The organism is Streptomyces sp. NPDC012508 (assembly GCF_042902595.1).
Lineage (GTDB): Bacteria > Actinomycetota > Actinomycetes > Streptomycetales > Streptomycetaceae > Streptomyces.
In genome coordinates this window covers 617,432-636,488 of record NZ_JBIBEO010000003.1, presented here as the reverse complement: position 1 = coordinate 636,488, position 19,057 = coordinate 617,432, and the positions used below count along the sequence as shown (strand labels likewise).

Genomic DNA, 19,057 nt, shown 5'->3' with positions numbered 1-19,057 from the left:
CCCCCAAGATCGTCGACGTGTGATCACCACCCTAGAGGCGGCTACTGACAGTGACGCTCGGGGCCGAGGAACGGTTTCGCGCGGTCGTGGGCGAAGAGCCCGGTCGCGAGTGCATAGATCGGGACATAACCTCCCCATGTGACGCGAACAGCCACCCGAGCCCTCCTCGCGGTGCTGGTGGCGGCGTGGTGGCTGACCGTGCCCGCCGTTCACGGCGCCCGCGCCGACGATCCCGTCGTGCTGTCCCGCGAGGGACAGATCACCGACACGGTGGGAGCGCTCGGCGACCGTCGCAGCGCGGTCGTCCAGGCCCTGGACCAGCTCTACGACGACCAGCGCGTCCAGCTCTTCGTCGTGTACGTACGGGACTTCTCCGGGCGCTCGTCCCAGAGCTGGGCCGACGCCACCGCGGAACGCAACGGCCTGGGCGTCGACGACGTCCTGCTCGCGGTGGCCACGCACGACCGGCAGTACGGCTATTCGGCCGACCCGTACTCCCGCTTCACCCAGGCGCAGCTCGACGACGTCGCCCGGACCGCGATCGAGCCGCCGCTCCGGCAGAACGACTGGGCGGGCGCCGCGATCGGTGCGGCGAACGGCTACGACGCGGTCCTCGCCGGACGGCCCGTGCCCACACCGACGATCACCCCGGGCGCCGCCGATCCCGGCGGCACGGTGGACGACGGCACCTCCGGTACGGACCTCGTCCTGCCGGTCGTCCTCGTCGGCGGGGCCGGGGCGGTCGCCGCGTACGCCTGGACCAAACGCCGTCGGCGGCCCGGGGCGGGCGCGGGGGCTGGTGCGGGGGGCGGTGCGGAAGGCGGCGCGGGGGGCGGTGCGACCCCGTCGGGTGGACAGGGCTGGGGCGCTCCGAAGGAGCCCGCGCAGCCGACACTCGCCGTGTTGGACCGGCAGGCCCGGCAGGTCCTGGTCGCCACGGACGACGCCGTCCGGACCAGCGAGGAGGAACTCGGCTTCGCGACGGCCCAGTTCGGCGAGGAGGCGGTCCAGCCCTTCACGGAGGCGATGGCGTTCGCGAAGGAGGAGCTGACGGCCGCGTTCCGGCTGCGGCAGAAGCTGGACGACGCCTTCCCCGAGGACGACGCGACCCGTCGCTCGATGCTCGACGAGATCGTCCGGCGCTGCGACGGGGCCAACGCGCGCCTCGACGCGGAGTCCGAGGACTTCGACCGGCTACGGGCCCTGGAGCGCAACGCCCCGGAGGCCCTGGCCGCCGCCGAGGCCGCGTTCCGCGAGCAGTCCGGGCGCGTCGGCACGGCGGAGGCGGCGCTGACCGCGATGCGGGAGCGGTACGCCGAGTCGGCGGCCTCCCCTGTGGCGAGCGACGTCGAACAGGCCAAGGACCGGCTGGTGTTCGCGACGACCCATGTGCAGCAGGCGCGGCAGGCCGTCGAGGCGGGCGACAACGGCGTCGCGGCCGTCCACATCCGGGCGGCCGAGGGCGCCGTCGACCAGGCGGCCCGGCTGAGCGAGGCCGTCGACCGGCGCGCGAAGGAGCTGGCGGAGGCCGTGGGCAAGCTGACGACCGCCTTCACCGAGACCGAGGCCGACCTCGCCGACGCCCGCGGGCTGCTCCAGGGCACCGCCGAGGGGGTCTCCACCGCCGACCTCCATGGCCGGATCGCCCGTGCGGAGGCGGTCGTCGCCGATGTGCGGCGGACGGTGGAGGCGGGCCGCTACGACCCGTTGGACGCGCTGCGCCGGATCGAGGAGGCCGACACGGCGCTCGACGAGGCGCTGGCGGGCGCACGGGAGCGCGAGTCGGGCACGCGGCGCGCCCGCGCGCTCCTCGACCAGACGCTGCTGACCGCCCGTTCCGCGATCGGGGCGGCCGCCGACTACATCACCACGCATCGCGCGGCCGTCGGCAGCGAGGCCCGGACGCGCCTTGCCGAGGCCCAGCGCCGGCTGGAGGAGGCCACGGCCCTCGCGGAGGCCGACGACCCGCAGACGGGCCTCGCCGAGGCCCAGCAGGCGGGCGCGCTGGCCCGTCGCGCACAGGACCTCGCCGAGCAGGACGTCCGCACGTACGGGAACCCGAACGGCCTGGGCGGTGTAACAGGGGTGGGAGGTGGCGGCGGCGGGCTCGGCGGAGCGGTGCTCGGCGGCATCATCCTCGGCGGTCTGTTCGGCGGAGGAAGGGGAGGCGGGGGTCATGGCGGGGGTTTCGGCGGGGGTCTCGGTGGGGGCGGGTTCGGTGGGGGCGGGTTCGGTGGCGGGCCCGGACGTTTCGGCGGCGGGGGCACGCGCGGCCGGCTGGGCGGCGGCGGCCGCTTCTGATGCTTCACGACTCATCGCGCCCGTCGCGTTCATCGCGGTCGTCGCGTTCACCGGGCTCATCAGGCTCACCGCGCTCGTCGCGTTCATCGCGTTCATCGCGTTCATCGCGTTCAAGGAGAAGGACCATGACGAAGCAGACCATCCTCGGCCGCGTCACCCAGCTGGCGAAGGCCAACATCAACGCGCTGCTGGACCAGGCGGAGGACCCGCAGAAGATGCTGGACCAGCTGATCCGCGACTACAGCAACAACATCACGGAGGCGGAGGAGGCGGTCGCGGCGACGATCGGCAATCTGCGGCTCATGGAGCAGGACCACCAGGAGGACGTGGGCGCGGCGAAGGAGTGGGGCGAGAAGGCGCTGGCCGCGAGCAGAAAGGGCGACGAGCTGAGGGCCGCCGGGCAGACGGCGGACGCGGACCGGTTCGACAATCTGGCGAAGGTCGCGCTGGGGCGCCAGCTCCAGTCGGAGAAGGAGGCCAGGACGGCCGAGCCGACGATCGCCGCGCAGACCGAGGTCGTGGAGAAGCTCAGGAGCGGCCTGGACCAGATGAAGGCCAAGCTGGGCGAGCTCCAGGCGAAGCGCGACGAGCTGGTGGCCCGGGCCACCTCCGCGCAGGCGCAGAACCGGATGATGGACGCCGTGAAGAACATCGACGTGCTGGACCCCACGAGCGAGCTGAGCCGGTTCGAGGACAAGGTCCGGCGCGAGGAGGCGAGGGCGATGGGCAAGCAGGAGCTGGCCGCCTCCTCGCTGGACGCCCAGTTCGAGCAGCTGGACGCGCTCGGCGACAGCGCGGAGATCGAGGCGCGGCTGGCCGCGCTCAAGGGGTAGCGCTCACCCCGCGGGCCCGAGTGCGCTCACGGCCACGGACCGGGGCGCCGGCGCCGGTGCGCCGGGCCCGCGGGGTGGTGCGGCGGTGGTCAGAACATGCTCAGCAGCTGCTCCACGGTCGGCTCCGCGGCTCCGTCGCCGTCCGGCAGGGGCAGTTCGAACCAGACGGTCTTGCCGCGGGGGGTGCGGCGCGAGCCCCAGGCGGCGCTGAGGAGTCCGACCAGCTGCAGTCCGCGGCCGCCCTCGTCGGTGTCCCGGGCACGTCGGCGACGCGGCTGGACGAGCCCGGCGTCCCAGACCTCGCAGACCAGGGTCCGGTCGCGGAGCAGCCGGAGCCGGATCTCGCCCTCGCCGTAGCGCAGGGCGTTGGTGACCAGTTCGCTGACGAGCAGTTCGACGGTGTCGACGAGCGGTTCGAGGTCCCAGGCGGTGAGCTGGGCGCGCGCCAGTTCGCGGGCCCGGCCGACCGAGCGGGGCTCGCGGGGCAGCCGCCAGTCCCCCACCGCGTCGGACGGCAGTCCCTGGATACGGGCCATCAGGAGGGCGATGTCGTCCTCGCCGTGCTCGGTGTCGAGCGTGGTCAGGACCCGGTCGCAGACGTCCTCGAGGGGCAGGGCCGCGTCCGTGAGCGCGGTGCGGAAGGCGGTGAGCCCCTCGTCGAGGGGATGGTCGCGGGACTCGACGAGTCCGTCGGTGTAGAGGGCGAGCAGGGAGTTCTCGGGCAGCTCGACCTCCACTTCCTCGAAGGGCTCCCCGCCGACGCCGAGCGGCATCCCCGGGGGTACGTCGAGCAGCAGGGCCTTCTCGCCGGGTTCGACGAGGACCGGCGGAAGGTGGCCGGCGTTGGCGAAGGTGCAGCGCCGGGTGACGGGGTCGTAGACGGCGTAGACGCAGGTGGCCAGATAGACCTCGGAGAGCTCCGGGCCGCGGGCCTTGTGGGCGCGGGCGCTCTGCTGGGCTCCCGCGGGGGCGCCGAGACCGCGGGCGATCTCGTCGAGGTGGGAGAGGACCTCCGCGGGTTCCAGGTCGAGCTGGGCGAGGGTGCGGACGGCGGTGCGCAGTTCGCCCATCGCCACGGCGGCGCGCAGGCCGCGGCCCATGACGTCGCCGATGACCAGGGCGGTGCGGTGGCCGGGGAGTTCGATGACGTCGAACCAGTCGCCGCCGACCTCGGTGGCCGTGGTGCCGGGGAGATAGCGGCAGGCGATGTCCAGGCCGGCGGCCTCGGGGTCGCCGGGCGGGAGCAGGCTGCGCTGGAGGATCAGGGCCCGCTCGTGCTCGCGGCGGTAGAGGCGGGCGTTGTCGATGCAGACCGCCGCGCGGGCGGCCAGTTCGACGGCGAGTGCCCTGTCCCGCTCCCCGAAGGACTCGCTGCCCTTGGCCCGGGAGAACTGCACGAGACCGACGACGGTGTCGTGGGCGACCATCGGCACCACGAGGGTGGAGTGGACGAGACTGCCATCGCCGCCGGGGACGGTTCTCACCTGTCCGGTGCGGAGGGCTCCGGCGCAGGGCGAGTTGAAGGGGTAACGGTGGACGGAGCCGACCTCGACGGGGTCGGTGCCGCAACAGCCGCCGGCGTCGGCGCCGACGGTTTCGTGGGGGTTTCTGAGCGGGGTGTCGGACACCGCGCTGGCGAAGGCGACCCGGCGCAGTTCGGCGCTGCCCGCGCCGTAGCCGACGTCGTGGGAGCTTCCCCACCGTCCGGGCGGAGCCTCGTCCCCGGTCAGCAGACCCTGGTAGAGGTCGACGGAGGCGAGGTCGCAGAAGCCGGGGACGGCGACGTCGAGCAGCTCACGGGCGGTGGACTCCAGATCCAGGGAGTTGCCGATCCGGGCGCCGGCCTCGTTGAGGAGGGCGAGGTTGCGGCGGGCGCTGGCCGCCTCGCGGGCAGCGTTGTGGCGGCGGGTCACGTCGATGCCCAGGCCGGCGACGCCGACGGGCCGGCCGGAGCCGCTGTGTACGCGGTAGAGGTTGATCGACCAGTGGCGCCGGTCGGTGGAGCCGGGAGGGGCTCCGACGATCTGCAGCTCGGTGACGGCCTCACCGGTCTCCAGGACGCTCTGGAGCGCGGCCGTCATCCGATCGGCCTCGGGTCGCGAGAGATAGTCGTGGACGGTACGGCCCCGGTGGTCGTCGGCCGAGCCGCCGAAGACGGTGGCGAAGCGCTGGTTGGCGCGCTTCACGGTGAGGTCGGTACCGAAGAGCAGAAACCCAAAAGGGGATTGGCCGAAAATCGCCTGCGAAGCGGCAAGGTCGGTCTCGATGTGCCGAAGCGCCCGCACGTCGACGACGATGCAGAGCGCGGCCCGTTCCCCGGTCGTGGTCTGGCTCGGCATGACGTACATCTCGGCGATGCCGTCGCGGTTCTCGCGGCGGTTCTGCCCAGGGATCCGGAAGGGGACGAGGCCCGTCCACTCCCGTCCGTCGAGGATCTCCGCGACCCTGCGACGCCCGCGTTCGCGCAGGTCGGCGGGCATGAAGGCCTCGACGGGATCCTTGCCCATGGCCTCTTCGGCGGGCACGCCGAAGAGGTCGACGGCCCGGCGGCTCCACTGGTCGACGAGCCCGTCGGGCCCTATCGAGAAGGAGGCGACCCTGATGTAGTCATAGATCGAGCCGGGCGGGCTGCTCTGCCACACGAAGCCGCTCGCCGTCTCAGGTATCTCGCTCACGCGACCGTCCCCTCCAGCTCACCGCACCGGACCGGCCATGCCCGCAGTATTCAGCACTACGGCCCCCGACGGCACGACGTTCACGATCACAGGGTGGTCTCGTTCATTTCCGGCCGAGCCCTCAGTGATCGTTGTCCCTCCCCTCTCTTAACCCGGCAGAGCCAGCTCGAACCACACTGTCTTGCCTGTTCTGCCTTTACGGATCCCCCAGCGCCGAGCGGAACAGGCCACGAGCTGGAGACCGCGACCACCCTCGTCGTCGGGGCCGGCGGCGCGTTCGGTGGGCGGATCCGGAAGCGGATCGGAGACCTCCACGAGCAGGGCGGGGCGGTGGGCGTCGCCGTCCGACTCCGGCTGGAGGAAGACGAGCCGGACGCCGATCGGGCCGGAGGCGTAGCGCAGGGAATTGGTCACCAGCTCGCTCACCAGGAGGACCGTGAGGTCACCCACCGTCGGGTCGATCTGCCAGGCCCGGAGGGTGTCTCGTACCGCGTGGCGCGCGGTGCGCACGGCATTGGCCTCCGCCGGGAAGTTCCACTCGACGCAGTCGCCATCGGTGTCGATCACGCCCGATCACTTCCCCAACCCATCACCAGAAGAAAGGCCCACGTCCTATTTCGGGGGATTAATCAGCACATACCCGATATTGGGGGCAAGGTATCGCAGGGGCGGGACCAATGGGAGCGCGGTGGCTCGATCGGCGTAAGGCATCAGCCTCGCGCCCCGTCGGGGGCGACGGGCGGCAGACGGAGCCCGGCCTCGGCGACGGCGGGCCGGTCCTGGTCGAGCCAGTCGACGGAGTCCAGCTCATGGCGGGCCAGCCAGCGCAGCTCGTCGTGGTCCTCCAGCGGGCGGGGTTCACCGGAGAGCAGCCGGGCGGTCCACACCCGGAGAACGTAGCCGGGCTTCAGCGGCCACTCACCCGGGATGCGCTCCCCGGGCTCCGTCTCGACGCCGAGCTCTTCGCGCAACTCCCGGACCAGCGCGGCTTCGGCGCTCTCACCCGGCTCCACCTTGCCGCCGGGGAGCTCCCAACGACCCGCCAGCTCGGCGGGGGCACTGCGGCGCGCGGCCAGCAGACGCCCCCGGTCGTACACGGCTCCGGCGACCACGACCACGTGGTCGGCCACGTGGTCGGCACTGCGATCTGTCATGGGCCGGAGCGTATCCCGCGTGGGGGTACGCCCAGGCCGAAGGCCCTGAGGGAGGTCAGACCGCGGGCTGACCGATCCGCTCCACCCAGTAGAGCTGCTTGTGCCCCCGGTCGTCGAGGCTGTCGGCGACCTTCTGCGCCTCGTCCCTCGTCGCGTACCGCCCGACCCGATAGCGGTTCCCGTTGTCGTCCTGTCGAATGACCAGCCAGGGCAGGACAGGGCCACTGTCGGTCATCGGACATCTCCCTCCGCCGGTCCGGTCGTCTCTAAGGATCTCCCTGAAATGGCAATCCGCATATGCCTGACCTTACGCCTGACCTTTACACAGCGGATATGAGATTTCACAAAGAGGTACGGATCCGGCCGGGAATTGACGAAGGGAGGCCGAAGATCAGGCCCCGGGGACGCGCGTGGGTATGGTCGGCACGGGCATCAGAACCGGACCCGCGTCCGGGTCCCTGCGGCAGACGTCGCCGCACTCGGCGTCGAGCGAGCAGCACAGCGAGCAGATCGGCCCGGATCGGACAGGGCAGTCGGCGATGTCCGGCAGCTCGTACGCCGTCTCGCAGACCGTGCAGAGATGGGTCGCCGTGACGTCCGGGACCCCGGCCACCGCGGCTCCTCCGGCGCTCCCGGCGCTCCCGGCCTGGGCATGTCCCCAGACGGGGTTCGGGCGGGCGAGGTAGTACCTGCCCTTGGTCGCCCAGGCGATCAGCGGGCAGAGGATCAGCGCGAGCCCGGCGGCGATGAAGGTCGAGAAGGCCTGGGCGTAGACACCGAAGAGCCCGAAGAAGGCGAGGATCGAGACGGTCGAGGCGATCACCATGGCGCCGAAGCCGGCCGGATTCACGGCGTAGAGGTACGCGCGCTTGAACTCGATGTACGGCGGGGACCAACCGGCCCGCTTGTTGATGACGAGGTCGGCGGCGACGGCGACGATCCAGGCGATGCCGACGTTGGAGTAGAAGCCGAGCAGCTTGCCCAGAGCCGCGAACATGTTCATCTCCATCAGCGTCAGCGCGATGGCGAGGTTGAGGAAGATGTACCAGACCCGGCCGGGGTGCTTGTGCGTGACGCGGGAGAAGAAGTTCGACCAGGACAGCGAGCCGCTGTAGGCATTGGTCACATTGATCTTGATCTGCGAAACGACGACGAAGACCGCCGCCGCGGGCAGTGCCAGCGAACCCAGCCAGGGCTTGAGCGCCTCGATCTGCGGGGCGATCGGCTCCAGGGCGTGCGTCTTGCCGACGGCCTCCAGGGCGACGAAGGCGAGGAAGGCGCCGCCGATCTGCTTGGCCGCGCCGATGATCACCCAGCCCGGTCCCGCGGCGAGCACGGCGAGGTTCCAGCGCCGCTTGTTGGCCGCCGTCCTGGCCGGCATGAAGCGCAGATAGTCGGCCTGCTCGCCGATCTGGGCGATGAGCGAGAGCGCGACACCCGTACCGAGCCCGAAGCCGATCCAGGAGAAGCCCGACCCCGCGCCCTCCGTACCGCCGAAGGAGCCGAAGGCGCCCCAGGCGTCCGGGGCCTCGAAGGCGAGCACGACGAAGGGCAGCACCATGCCGATGATCCAGATCGGCTGCGTCCACGCCTGCACCTTGGCGAGCGCGCCCATGCCCCGGAAGACGATGGGGATCACGATCAGGGTCGTGACCAGGTAGCCGATCTCCACCGGCAGCCCGAGGGCCTGGTGCATGGCCTGGGCCATGATCGAGCCCTCGAGCGCGAAGAAGATGAAGGTGAAGGAGGCGTAGATGAGGGACGTGAGGGTCGATCCGAAGTAGCCGAAGCCGGCGCCGCGGGTGATCAGGTCCATGTCCAGGCCGTACCTGGCACAGGCCTTGGCGATGGGGATACCGGTGAGGAAGATGATCACCGCGGCGGTCAGGATGGAGGCCAGGCCGCTCGTGAAGCCGAAGGTGAAGACGATCGAGGCGCCGATGGCGAAGTCGGCGAGGTAGGCGATGCCGCCGAGCGCCGTACCCGCCACCGTCGACGGCGACCAGCGCCGGAAGGAATACGGCGCGTAGCGCAGGGAGTAGTCCTCGCGGCTCTCGTCGGCCGCGAGCCTGGCGTAGCTGCGACGGGGCGGTGGGGCGGCCGCCGGGGGCTCGGTGGTGGTGACCGTATCCGTCATGAAAATTCCTGTCGTCCGACCGATTGCGGGTACGGACGAGCAAGGTAGGAGCGGGACATGACAGCCCGTCACGGCGCGGGATTGCCCCTCGGTTACGACTGCCGACCTGCCGTTAACTCCCGGTCACAGGCCCCGGACGCCCCCGTCCGCCTATCGGTCGACCGGCTCTCGGACAGCCCCGGTCACCGCACCGGAAGGTGGTACGCGATGCGGTAGCGGTCGGCCGGGACGACGACGTCGGCCGTCTCCACCGCCCGGCCCGACGCGTAGTACGTCCGCTCGACGACCATCACCACATGGCCGGGGACGCCACCGAGCGCCAGGAGCTCCTCCGCGAGGCCCGGACGGGCGCCGACCTCCTCCACCACGTTGTCCACGACGACGTCGATCGCCGCCATCCGCTCCACGACCCCGCAGCCGCCGAGCGGCCCCTCCTCGGGCAGCATCACGGGCGTCCGGCCCGTGACCGCGAGCGGCTCCCACGAGGTGGAGAGCATCATCGGCTCCCCCGCGTCCCGGTAGACGTACCGCGTGCGCATCACCCGCTCCCCCGGCTCGATGCCGAGTCGCTCGGCCACGGCGGCGCTCGCGTGCTCCTGCTCGCTGCTGGACTCCCACGTGCCGCGCGCCCCGTCCGCCGCCTGCTCCTGCCGGAACGGGTTGGCGCCGGACGGCGGCCGGTATCCGGAGCGGGCGATCCTGCGCGGCACGGGGCGCTCCCGCACATACGTCCCCGAGCCCGAGCGGCCCTCGACGAGCCCCTCGGCCATCAGCACCTTGCGGGCCTCGAGGGCGACGGTGTCCGAGACCCCGTACTCCTCGCGGATGCGCGCCTGCGAGGGGAGTCGGGTATGCGGCGGAAGCGAGCCGTTGGCGATCTTCTCTCGAAGATCGCTCGCCACGCGAAGATAGGCGGGCTGCTCACCGAACGTCACTGGACACTCCCCTCAGGTTGACGGACAGCTACAGACTGACAACCCTCGGTGGCCACCCGCAAGCATGGGCCAAAGTTTCACCCGAAGTGATGACTTGCCTTTACGCCTGCGCTTACCCCGGGTATAGCAGCGGATTCCCTGCCGGAGTCTTGACCTCAATGGTCCAGACCAATACGTTCCTGTGAGCACAGCTCCCTTCCGGCACGCGCACAGGAAACGAGCCTCATGCGTCGTAGAACCCTTTCCCGGCTGGCGACCGCCGCCCTCTCCCTCGGCCTCGTGGCCGGTCTCGCGCCCGCCGCGGGCGCCGACTCCGCCTCACACAGCACCAGCCGTCCGTCGTACAAGCGCGTCGGCTACTTCACCCAATGGGGCGTCTACGGACGCGACTTCCAGGTCAAGGACCTGGAGACCAGCGGTACGGCGGCCAAACTCACCCACATCAACTACGCCTTCGGCAACGTGAGTTCCGACGGCAAGTGCTTCACCGGCAACATGCCCGGAGAGGCCGACGCGTGGGCCGACTACGTGCGCCCGCTCGACGCGGCCGGCTCCGTGGACGGCGTCGCCGACACCGCCGACCAGCCCCTCGCCGGCAACTTCAACCAGCTGCGCGAACTCAAGGCGAAACACCCGGGCCTCAAGGTCCTGATCTCGCTGGGTGGTTGGAGCTGGTCCACCCACTTCTCCGACGCGGCTCGCACCCCCGCGTCCCGCAAGACCTTCGTCTCCTCCTGCATCGACCTCTACATCAAGGGCAACCTGCCCACCGATGGCACCCGTGGCGGCGCGGGAGCCGCCGCGGGTCTCTTCGACGGCATCGACCTCGACTGGGAGTGGCCGGCCTCCGCCGGTGACGTCGACACCGTCTTCCGCCCGGAGGACAAGCAGAACTTCACCGCGCTCGTGCGGGAGTTCCGCAGCCAACTCGACGCGTACGCCAAGTCCGCACAGCGGCACGGCAAGCGCAAGCACTACGAGCTGACCGCCTTCGTCCCGACCGCGCCCGCCAAGATCGACGCGGGCTTCGAAGTACCGAAGATCATGCGGGACTTCGACTTCGTGAACCTCCAGGGGTACGACTTCCACGGCTCCTGGGAGTCGACGACGGCCCAGCAGTCGGCGCTCTCCGCGGCGAAGGGCGACTTCAGCGTCGACCAGACCGTCAACGACTGGCTGCGGCGCGGCGCGCCCGCCCGCAAGCTCGTGGTGGGCATGCCGTTCTACGGCCAGGGCTGGACGGGCGTCACAGGCGGCGGCGACGGCCTCGGACAGCCCGCCACCGGCCCCGCCCCCGGCACCTGGGCGAACGGCTCCGAGGACTACAAGGCCCTGAAGAAGCTCGCGGACTCGGGGGCGTACACCGTGCACCGCGACTGGCGCAACGGCCACGCCTGGCTCTTCGACGGCACGACCCTGTGGACGTACGACGACCCGCAGGTGCTGCGCACCAAGTCGGCGTACGTACGCGCCAAGGGGCTCGGCGGCGCGATGTTCTGGTCGCTGGACGGGGACACCCCCGACGGCGAGCTGATCACCGCCGTGGACCGCGGCCTCGGCCGCCGCTGACCCACGGCCGGCCCGCACGCGCGCGTGAACGGGGCCGGGTCTCCCGAAGGGGCCGGGTCTCCCGAACGGACCAGGTCCCACCAAGGGGCCGGGGCTCCCGAACGGACCAGGTCCCCGAAGGGGCCGGGGCTCCCGGAGGCGGCCCGGCCCCTGTTCACGCGTGCGGCAACCCGTGCCGGGGTCTCGGCGGCCTCAGGCCGAGGTGTCGGACTCCAGCGAGACCGTCAGCTCCAGGGCCCTGCGCGCGTCGGACTCCGCCTCCCAGTACGTCCCGTCGTACGCGCTGTCGTAGTGCTCCCAGAAGACGTCCGCGTCGGCCGCCTTCGCCAGCTTGTCCCACTCCTTCGCGGACGCGTCCAGCTCCTCGACCAGTTCGGCGACGCGAGGCGCGGCGGCCGACGACCAGGTGTGGCTCTTCAGGTCCCGGCTCGCCCCGGTGAGAGTGTCGTGGACCTTCCCGGCCCACTCCTTGTTGCCGGCCAGATCCTCGTCCGCGTCCTCCTCCGGCTCCTCGTTCAACGCGTCGTCGATCGGGTTCATGGCCGTGAGGAAGTGCAGCTGGTGGGCGTCGAGGGTCGTCTTGTCGCTGCGCAGCGAAGCCTTCATCGGCTCACCCCCGTCGACGATGAACGCGCAGGTCACGGCGCGGTCGCCGGCCCGCCAGCTGGCCCGGCTCGGCATGTAGTAGAAGTCGTAGACGTCCTCGGGGAAGGCCCAGGTGTCCAGCGCGTACGCCTTGCCGATGTCCTCGCAGCGCTTCTCCGCGATGCCCTCGACGGAGCTCTCGCCGGGCCACTTGGTGAAGCCGGTGAGCTTGAAACCGCCGGTGACCTCGCCCTCGTGCGGGCGCTCGCAGTCGACGACCTCGACCGCCGCGGTGTCGGCCTCGATCTCGCCGTCGACGTTGTAGCACTCGCCCGTGCGCAGCGAGAACGCGGAGCTCGAACGCGCCGCCTCGTCCATGCCCTTCTGGAAGCCGCGCCACGCCTCGCCGAAGACGCCGGTGACCAGGCCGACGATCATGATGACGCAGCTGAGCGAGGACAGGACGATGCCCGCGATCGCGAGCCCCTTGCCCGTCTGGTTCCTCTTCCTGATCTGCGGGAGGGCGATCAGGCCGAAGATCAGGCCGAGGGGCGGCAGGCAGCAGACCACGCCGGAGACCAGGGACGCGATGGCCAGGCCGTTGGTGGTCGGCCGCGGGGTGGCGTAGTCGACGGGACCCGCGCCACCGGGCCCGTAGGGGCCGTACGGGGCGAAGGGGTTGGCGTTGTACGGCCCCGGAACCACGGGAGCGCCGTGCGGAGCCCCCGGAGCACCCGGAGGGGCCGTTGGGTTCGACGGCTCAGGGGCGGGCCACGCTCTGTGGGGTGGCTGAGAGTCCTGGGGCGGCTGGGAGGGCTCCACGAGTACGGTGCTCCTGTGCGGGCGGATGATACGAACGTGCGATCAGGCGCGCGCATCGTACGTGGTGCAGGGGCGGGGGCGGTACAGGGATGACTTCTGCGGCGATCAGGACACCGGCGGCAATCAGGACACCGGGCGTGTGGGAGGGTCTCGCGCTCAACCCGGCGGCTCCCCCCGACGTCCTCCTGCGCCTCCTCGAACCGTCCTACGCGGCGGCCTGGTCGGCCCTGTGCCGGCACCGCCGCCAACTGCCGGCGGAGGTCGTGGACGCGATCGTCGCGCATCCGCACCCACGCGTGCGGGGCGCGCTGGCGCGGAACCCCCATGCGCCCGGGGAGGTGCGGGGACGGGTCGTCGACGACGAGGTGTGGCTCGTGCGGGCACATCTGGCCGAGGGGCCGGGGCAGGACGTCTGGCCCCGGCACCTGCCCGACCACGTCATCGAGCGGATGTACACGACCTATGACGGCCAGGAACTCCAGGCGCTGGCCTTCTCGCGCCAAGTCCCCTTCCGCTTCCGGCTCGCGGCCGCGACCCACCCCGTCGCCGCGATCCGCGAGTACGGCGCCGGCGTGTGGCACCACCTGTCCGAGGCACGGAGAGCGGCCCTGCTCGCCGACCCCGACCCGGACGTGCGCGCCTCGGCCGAGCGGATGCTGGCCCATGTGACGGCGGAGGACGACGCGGAGGAGATGGAGCGGCGGCTGCGCACCACGCACAGCGGCGGTCACGCCCGCAGTCACGTCCTCGTCAACTGCCGCCTCTCCCGGGCCGTCGTCGACGAGCTGCTCCAGGAACGCGAGGAGGGCGATCTGTGGTGTCTCGCGCACAACTACAGCACCCCGCCGGACGTCGTCGCACATGTGGCCCGCGTCGGCGACGCCAAGAGCCGGCGGGAGGTCGCGCGGCGGGATGACCTCCCGCGCGACCTGGTGGACCTGCTCGCGCGCGATCCCGACCCGGAGGTCCGTACGGCCGTCTCCGTGCGCCCCGAGCTGACCGAGGACGAGCGGGCGGCCATCGACTACGTCGTCGAGCCGCACGAGGTCGTCCAGGTGGGTGCGGACCCGTACGGGGCGCCCCTCTCCCAGGCCCGGTCGGCGCACCCCCTGCTGCGCCGCCGTGTCGCGTACAACCCGGAGCTGCCGGCCGAGCTCGTCGAACTGCTCGCCGCCGACGAGGACCCGGGCGTACGGATCATCCTCGCCCAGCACCACCCCGAGGCCCCCGCCGAGCTGCTCCTGCGCTGCTATCTGGAGTACGAAGGGAGGAACCGCGACCGGCTGCTCGGCCTGCCGCGCTTCCCGGTCGCCGGGCTCGCGGCGCGCTTCGGGACCGCCGAGGACCCTGCCGTACGCCTGCTGGCCACGCTGGACCCGGAGGCGGACCCGGCCCTCGTGGACGCGCTGACGCGGGATCCGGACGCACGCGTGCGTGCCGCGGCGGTCCGCAACCCCGCTCTCCCTCCGCAACGGCTCCTCCAACTCCTCGAGGACGAGGAACTGTCCACGGAGGCGGCCGCGAATCCGAAGCTCCCCAGGGAGACGATGTACGCCCTCCTCGACTCCCCCTGACGCGTCGGACGACGGAGGGGCGGCCGCCGGAACCGGCGACCGCCCCTCGTTCGGTCAGTCAGTCACTCACACGCGTACGCGCTCAGAACTGCAGCGCCCAGGAGTCGATCTTCCCGGTGTCGTAGCGCGCGTTGTCGCTGACCCGCAGCTTCCACGTGCCGTTCGCGACCTCGGAGGAGGCGTTGACCGTGTACGTGGTGTTGATGTTGTCGGAGCTGCCGCCGGTGCCGTACCCCTTCAGCGTGTACGCCGTGCCGTCGGGGGCGATCAGCTGGACCTGAAGGTCACCGATGTAGGTGTGAACGATGTTCACGGGCACCTGGAGGGTGGAGGGAGCGTTGCCCGCCACACCGCTGACGGTGACCGGGGACTCGACGGTCGCGTTGTCGGCGATGGCGTAGTCCGCGGTGTTCTCGAACTTCTTGCCGGGCGGCGGGGTGGTGCCGCCGCCACCGACGAAGAGCAGACGGTTCGGGGAGCCGGAGCCGGGGTTGCCGACCACGTTCGGGGTGGCCGCGCTCGTCAGCGCCGTCGACACCTGGGCCGGGGTGGCCGACGGGTTGTCCGCGAGGTAGACCGCGGCCGCGCCCGCGACGTGCGGGGTCGCCATCGACGTGCCGGAGATGGTGTTGGTGGCGCTGTCGCTGCTGTTCCAGGCCGAGGTGATGGACGAGCCCGGGGCGAAGATGTCCAGCACGCTGCCGTAGTTGGAGAAGCTGGAGCGGGCGTCGGTGTTGGTCGTGGAGCCGACCGTGATGGCCTCGGAGACCCGCGCCGGCGAGTAGTTGGAGGCGTTGGAGTTGTCGTTGCCCGCCGCCACGGCGTACGTGACGCCCGACGCGATCGAGTTGCGCACGGCCGTGTCGAGGGCCGAGTCGATGCCGCCGCCGAGGCTCATGTTGGCGACGGCCGGCTTGACGGCGTTCTGCGTGACCCAGTCGATGCCCGCGACGACCTGCGCGGTCGTGCCCGAGCCCTGGTTGTTGAGGACACGGACGCCGACGATCTTGGCCTTCTTCGCGACACCGTAGGCGGTTCCCGCGACCGTGCCGGCGACGTGCGTGCCGTGGCCGTGGCCGTCCTGGGCGACGTTGTCGTTGTCGATGGCGTCGTAGCCGTTGAAGGCCCGGCCGCCGAAGTCGCTGTGGGAGATCCGTACACCGGTGTCGATGATGTACGCCGTGACGCCCTGGCCCGCGCTGTCCGGGTAGGTGTAGCTCTGGTTCAGCGGGAGGGCCCGCTGGTCGATCCGGTCCAGGCCCCAGGACGGCGGGGAGGGCTGCGTGCCGTCGACCGTGAAGACGCGGTTCTGCACGACCGAGGCGACCGACGGGTCGGCGGCGAGCTTCTTCGCCTGCGCCTCGCTCAGCTCGACGTTGTAGCCGTTCAGCGCCGCCGTGTACGTCTTCTTGATCTTCGCGCCGTGCTTGGCCGCGACCGCCCGGCCCTTCGAGGTCTCCGCCGGGGCGGAGTCCTTCAGGGTGACGATGTAGCTGTCCGCGATCGTCCCCGGGGCACCGGCGTTCTGGATGACGCCTTCGGGGGCGGCCTCGGCCGCGGTGGCCGGGAAGGTGGCGGCGGTGCCGAGAGCCAGGGCGGCGACGGCTATGGCGCTGGCGGCGGCAAGTCTGCGCCGCGAGTCACGCATCACTGACATGTGAGGGATCCTCCTCATTGGTGGTGCGCTGCTGTGGGGGTACGGCAGGGACATGACAAGAAGACGTGAAGTGTCCACGCCGTTTCGCACATCCGGCTGCCGAGCGAAAGATTGACGGATCCATAGGAATCTCACAAGGGTCCTGAGCGCCCCGACACACGTGCGTCACACAGCTGCCATGCTGGCGCTCATGACCGCCTACGTGTGCCCCCGTTGCCGGGTCCGGTCCCCCGCCGACGCCCTCACCTGGTGTTGTCCGCAGTGCCACGGCCCGTGGGACCTCGAGTTCACGAGCGGCCCCGTTTCACTCACGTCCCTTGCGTCACGTGTGAATTCATTGTGGCGTTACGAGGAGGCGCTGCCGCTGGCGACCGGCGCCCCGCGGGTGACGCTCGGGGAGGGGCGTACTCCGCTTGTCCCGCTCACCGACGGAGTCTCGGCCAAACTCGATTTCCTCATGCCGACGTTGTCCTTCAAGGACCGGGGCGCCGTCATGCTCGCGGAACTCGCCCGCCGGCTCTCCCCGCGCCGCGTCCTCGCCGACAGCAGCGGCAACGCGGGCTCGGCGATCGCCGCGTACTGCGCGCGGGCGGGCCTCGACTGCGTCGTGTACGTACCCGAGGGCACGTCCGCCAAGAAGCTGGAGCAGATGCGGGCGCACGGAGCGCATGTGACCGTCGTCCCCGGCGACCGCGAGGCCACGGCACAGGCGGCGCGGGCGGCCGCCGACGAGCCGGACACGTTCTACGCGTCGCACGTGTACAACCCGCACTTCCTGCACGGCACGAAGACGTACGTGTACGAGCTCTGGGAGGACCTGGGCGGCCGGCTGCCGGACACGCTCGTCGTCCCGGTCGGCAACGGCACGCTCCTCCTCGGCGCCGCCCTGGCCGTCGAGGAGCTGTACGGCCACGGTCTCGTCGCCACGCGCCCCGCCCTCGTCGCCGTACAGGCGGAAGCGGTGTCCCCGCTGGCCGCGGCGTTCGCGGCGGGCGCGGACGACCTGCTGGAGCCGGCGGCTGTCCGCCCCACCCTGGCGGAGGGCATCGCGATCCCGAACCCACCCCGGGCGGCCCAGATCCTGCGCGCGGTACGGAAGACGGGCGGCACATTCCTGACGGTGACGGAGGACCAGCTCCTCACCGCCCAGACGGACCTGGCCCGGCGCGGGCTCTTCGTCGAGTCGACGGGCGTGGCGTGCTGGGCGGCGACGCGCGCGACGCCTCCCCGCCCGGGTCTGACGGTGCTTCCGCTGTGCGGGGCGGGGGCGAAGACGGGGCTGGGCCAGCGGGGGTGAGGGCGGGGTCTCACGCGCTTGTCCTCGTGTTTTCCCCGTGCGGGGTCTTCCCCTCCTGACCAGGTACGGTCAAACACGCCACGGACGAGGGATGTGAAGATGCCGACGGAGACGACCGGCCGGACGCCGCAGGACCTTGCGGCCGAACTGGCGAGCATGCGGGCCGTCGACGACTGGCCGTCGGTCTGGTCGGGACCGCCGCAGGGCGGCGTCCCCGGACGTCGAGCGATGGCCCCCAACCACCTCATGAAGGACAGCCAGTGAGCACGAGCCCCGAAGACGGTCCGGTGAACGGCGAGGATGCGGAGTTCTACTTCGCCGACGTCTTCGCCTTCGTCTCCGAGTACCTCTCCCCCACGATCCGCCGCCGGGTGAACGGATCCTCCGCCACCTGGTGCCCCCGATGGTGGGAACACCCCGAGGCCGGGGCGCGGCTCACCGCGCTGTGGCTGGCCTGGGAGCATCTGCGGCACGATCCGGCCCTGGGCATGTCGACGTGGTGGCTGCACCACGCCGATCCGCACCTGCGGGTGCTCATGGACACGGATCTGGGCCCGTTCGCGGCCTGCTCGCCCAAGGTCGGCGGGCACACGGCCTATCCCTTCGACCCGCTGCCTCTGGAGACGTACGACCCCCAGTCGCCGCCCGTGTGAGGCCGCGCTGCGCCTGGTACACCACAGGCGGCCGCCGGGCGCCGGTGCCACACCGCAGCGGCAGCGGCAGCGAAGCCGGGCCTCAGTCCGTCCAGTACGTGTCGTGCTTGAGGAAGAACTCGGTCCGCTCCTCGGCGGTCATCGTGGCCACCGTCCCGACCTTCTCGAAGTACTCCTCACGGGGCGCGCCGGGCGCGAAGAGGATCAGGAACGAGGCGGGATCGTCGGACTCGTTGCGGAAGGCGTGCAGCCCGCCGGTCGGCACGTAGAGGAAGTCGCCCTTCTTCGCGTCGACCCACTGATTGCCGTCGAAGAGCCGCACGGTCCCGTCGAGGATGAAAAAGCTCTCGGAGATCGTCTTGTGAAAGTGCGTGGCGGGCCCGCCGGCCCGCGGGGGCATGTCCATCTGGTAGAGCCCGAACTCACCGCCGGTGGAGGCGGTGGTGGCCAGATAGCGCGTCCGCGTCCCACTGGCGCCGGTGAGTTCGGCGGGGGTGTCTGCGGGGCGGAAGGAGGCGCTGACCTCGCCCTTCTCGCCGTGAAAGCGGTCTGACGGATACGACACGAGGTTCTCCGTTCGTCGTCGTCGGCGGCGTCGTAGGGCAGGCGGGAAGGACCTTAGTCCAGTGCCTCCGTGGTGCCGTCCGGGTGGATGAGCAGACGGATGGCGCCGCCGTACCGGTCGTCGGTGATGGAGGCCGGGGCCGGGGCGCCGAACTGCTGGGCGCGCTGCTGGAGGATCGAGATGACGACCTCCTGGATGTCACCGTACGGCGGCGCCGTGACGGGTACGCCGTCGATCAGGCCGGCGTTGGGCGAGAAGATGCGGACTTCGGCGGCCGGGGGCGTGGGCTGCACGACTCGG

Annotated in this window: 18 protein-coding genes; 7 read left to right on the top strand and 11 right to left on the bottom strand. The window is 71.3% G+C overall.

Translation table 11 applies throughout. The features are described 5' to 3' along the window. Positions 1–138: 138 nt before the first annotated feature. Complete coding sequence (locus tag ACFY8U_RS13375) at positions 139–2,301, top strand: TPM domain-containing protein (protein WP_389569395.1); 2,163 nt, start codon at positions 139–141, stop codon at positions 2,299–2,301. Between the two features lie 4 nt (positions 2,302–2,305). Here ACFY8U_RS13375 and ACFY8U_RS13370 read toward each other — a convergent pair whose 3' ends face one another. Further along, a complete protein-coding gene (locus tag ACFY8U_RS13370) occupies positions 2,306–2,428 on the bottom strand; it encodes a hypothetical protein (RefSeq protein WP_389569392.1) in 123 nt (40 codons plus the stop codon). Between ACFY8U_RS13370 and ACFY8U_RS13365 the strand changes: the two genes are divergently transcribed. After that, positions 2,427–3,134, top strand: a complete 708-nt coding sequence (locus ACFY8U_RS13365) for a PspA/IM30 family protein (protein WP_389569389.1) — start codon at positions 2,427–2,429, stop codon at positions 3,132–3,134. The two genes, ACFY8U_RS13370 and ACFY8U_RS13365, sit on opposite strands and share 2 nt — an antisense overlap. A gap of 89 nt (positions 3,135–3,223) precedes the next feature. On the opposite strand, the gene ACFY8U_RS13360 is transcribed toward ACFY8U_RS13365, so the two are convergent. The 6 genes from ACFY8U_RS13360 to ACFY8U_RS13335 all read right to left on the bottom strand — a co-directional run bounded on the left by ACFY8U_RS13360 (position 3,224) and on the right by ACFY8U_RS13335 (position 10,035). Beyond that, positions 3,224–5,809, bottom strand: coding sequence for a SpoIIE family protein phosphatase (locus ACFY8U_RS13360; protein ID WP_389569386.1), 2,586 nt, complete (start codon positions 5,807–5,809; stop codon positions 3,224–3,226). 147 nt (positions 5,810–5,956) lie between these two features. After that, positions 5,957–6,376 carry an ATP-binding protein gene (locus ACFY8U_RS13355; protein ID WP_389569383.1) on the bottom strand — a complete coding sequence of 140 codons (420 nt, stop codon included), beginning with the start codon at positions 6,374–6,376 and terminating at the stop codon, positions 5,957–5,959. 143 nt (positions 6,377–6,519) lie between these two features. Continuing rightward, a complete protein-coding gene (locus ACFY8U_RS13350) occupies positions 6,520–6,963 on the bottom strand; it encodes a (deoxy)nucleoside triphosphate pyrophosphohydrolase (RefSeq protein ID WP_389569381.1) in 444 nt (147 codons plus the stop codon). Positions 6,964–7,018: 55 nt separating this feature from the next. Next, entirely contained in the window at positions 7,019–7,198 is a 180-nt protein-coding gene (locus ACFY8U_RS13345) for an SPOR domain-containing protein (protein WP_352192255.1), read from the bottom strand. A gap of 156 nt (positions 7,199–7,354) precedes the next feature. Then, a complete protein-coding gene (locus ACFY8U_RS13340) occupies positions 7,355–9,100 on the bottom strand; it encodes a purine-cytosine permease family protein (RefSeq protein ID WP_389569378.1) in 1,746 nt (581 codons plus the stop codon). Between the two features lie 182 nt (positions 9,101–9,282). Then, the gene (locus ACFY8U_RS13335; protein WP_389569375.1) at positions 9,283–10,035 is read right to left on the bottom strand and encodes a GntR family transcriptional regulator; all 753 of its coding nucleotides are present in this window, start codon (positions 10,033–10,035) and stop codon (positions 9,283–9,285) included. Between the two features lie 225 nt (positions 10,036–10,260). Between ACFY8U_RS13335 and ACFY8U_RS13330 the strand changes: the two genes are divergently transcribed. Then, positions 10,261–11,604, top strand: coding sequence for a glycoside hydrolase family 18 protein (locus tag ACFY8U_RS13330; protein WP_389569372.1), 1,344 nt, complete (start codon positions 10,261–10,263; stop codon positions 11,602–11,604). Between the two features lie 192 nt (positions 11,605–11,796). Here ACFY8U_RS13330 and ACFY8U_RS13325 read toward each other — a convergent pair whose 3' ends face one another. Further along, complete coding sequence (locus ACFY8U_RS13325) at positions 11,797–12,894, bottom strand: DUF4190 domain-containing protein (protein ID WP_389569369.1); 1,098 nt, start codon at positions 12,892–12,894, stop codon at positions 11,797–11,799. 254 nt (positions 12,895–13,148) lie between these two features. On the opposite strand from ACFY8U_RS13325, the gene ACFY8U_RS13320 reads away from it, so the two are divergent. Next, positions 13,149–14,585, top strand: a complete 1,437-nt coding sequence (locus ACFY8U_RS13320) for a translation initiation factor 2 (RefSeq protein WP_389569367.1) — start codon at positions 13,149–13,151, stop codon at positions 14,583–14,585. Positions 14,586–14,667: 82 nt separating this feature from the next. Here ACFY8U_RS13320 and ACFY8U_RS13315 read toward each other — a convergent pair whose 3' ends face one another. Beyond that, positions 14,668–16,242, bottom strand: coding sequence for a S8 family peptidase (locus tag ACFY8U_RS13315; RefSeq protein ID WP_389569366.1), 1,575 nt, complete (start codon positions 16,240–16,242; stop codon positions 14,668–14,670). 178 nt (positions 16,243–16,420) lie between these two features. Between ACFY8U_RS13315 and ACFY8U_RS13310 the strand changes: the two genes are divergently transcribed. From ACFY8U_RS13310 to ACFY8U_RS13300, 3 genes are all read left to right on the top strand, one after another. Further along, positions 16,421–17,539, top strand: a complete 1,119-nt coding sequence (locus ACFY8U_RS13310; RefSeq protein ID WP_389569363.1) for a threonine synthase — start codon at positions 16,421–16,423, stop codon at positions 17,537–17,539. A 99-nt stretch (positions 17,540–17,638) separates the two neighbouring features. Further along, entirely contained in the window at positions 17,639–17,803 is a 165-nt protein-coding gene (locus tag ACFY8U_RS13305) for a hypothetical protein (RefSeq protein ID WP_389569362.1), read from the top strand. After that, positions 17,800–18,192, top strand: coding sequence for a DUF4913 domain-containing protein (locus ACFY8U_RS13300; protein WP_389569360.1), 393 nt, complete (start codon positions 17,800–17,802; stop codon positions 18,190–18,192). Before ACFY8U_RS13305 ends, ACFY8U_RS13300 begins: the two co-directional genes overlap by 4 nt. Before the next feature lie 82 nt (positions 18,193–18,274). On the opposite strand, the gene ACFY8U_RS13295 is transcribed toward ACFY8U_RS13300, so the two are convergent. Both ACFY8U_RS13295 and ACFY8U_RS13290 read right to left on the bottom strand, forming a co-directional pair. Next, positions 18,275–18,757 (bottom strand): cupin domain-containing protein, encoded by a 483-nt coding sequence (locus tag ACFY8U_RS13295; RefSeq protein ID WP_389569357.1) that lies wholly within the window; start codon positions 18,755–18,757, stop codon positions 18,275–18,277. Positions 18,758–18,810: 53 nt separating this feature from the next. Beyond that, positions 18,811–19,050 carry a hypothetical protein gene (locus ACFY8U_RS13290; protein ID WP_315891379.1) on the bottom strand — a complete coding sequence of 80 codons (240 nt, stop codon included), beginning with the start codon at positions 19,048–19,050 and terminating at the stop codon, positions 18,811–18,813. Positions 19,051–19,057 lie beyond the last annotated feature (7 nt).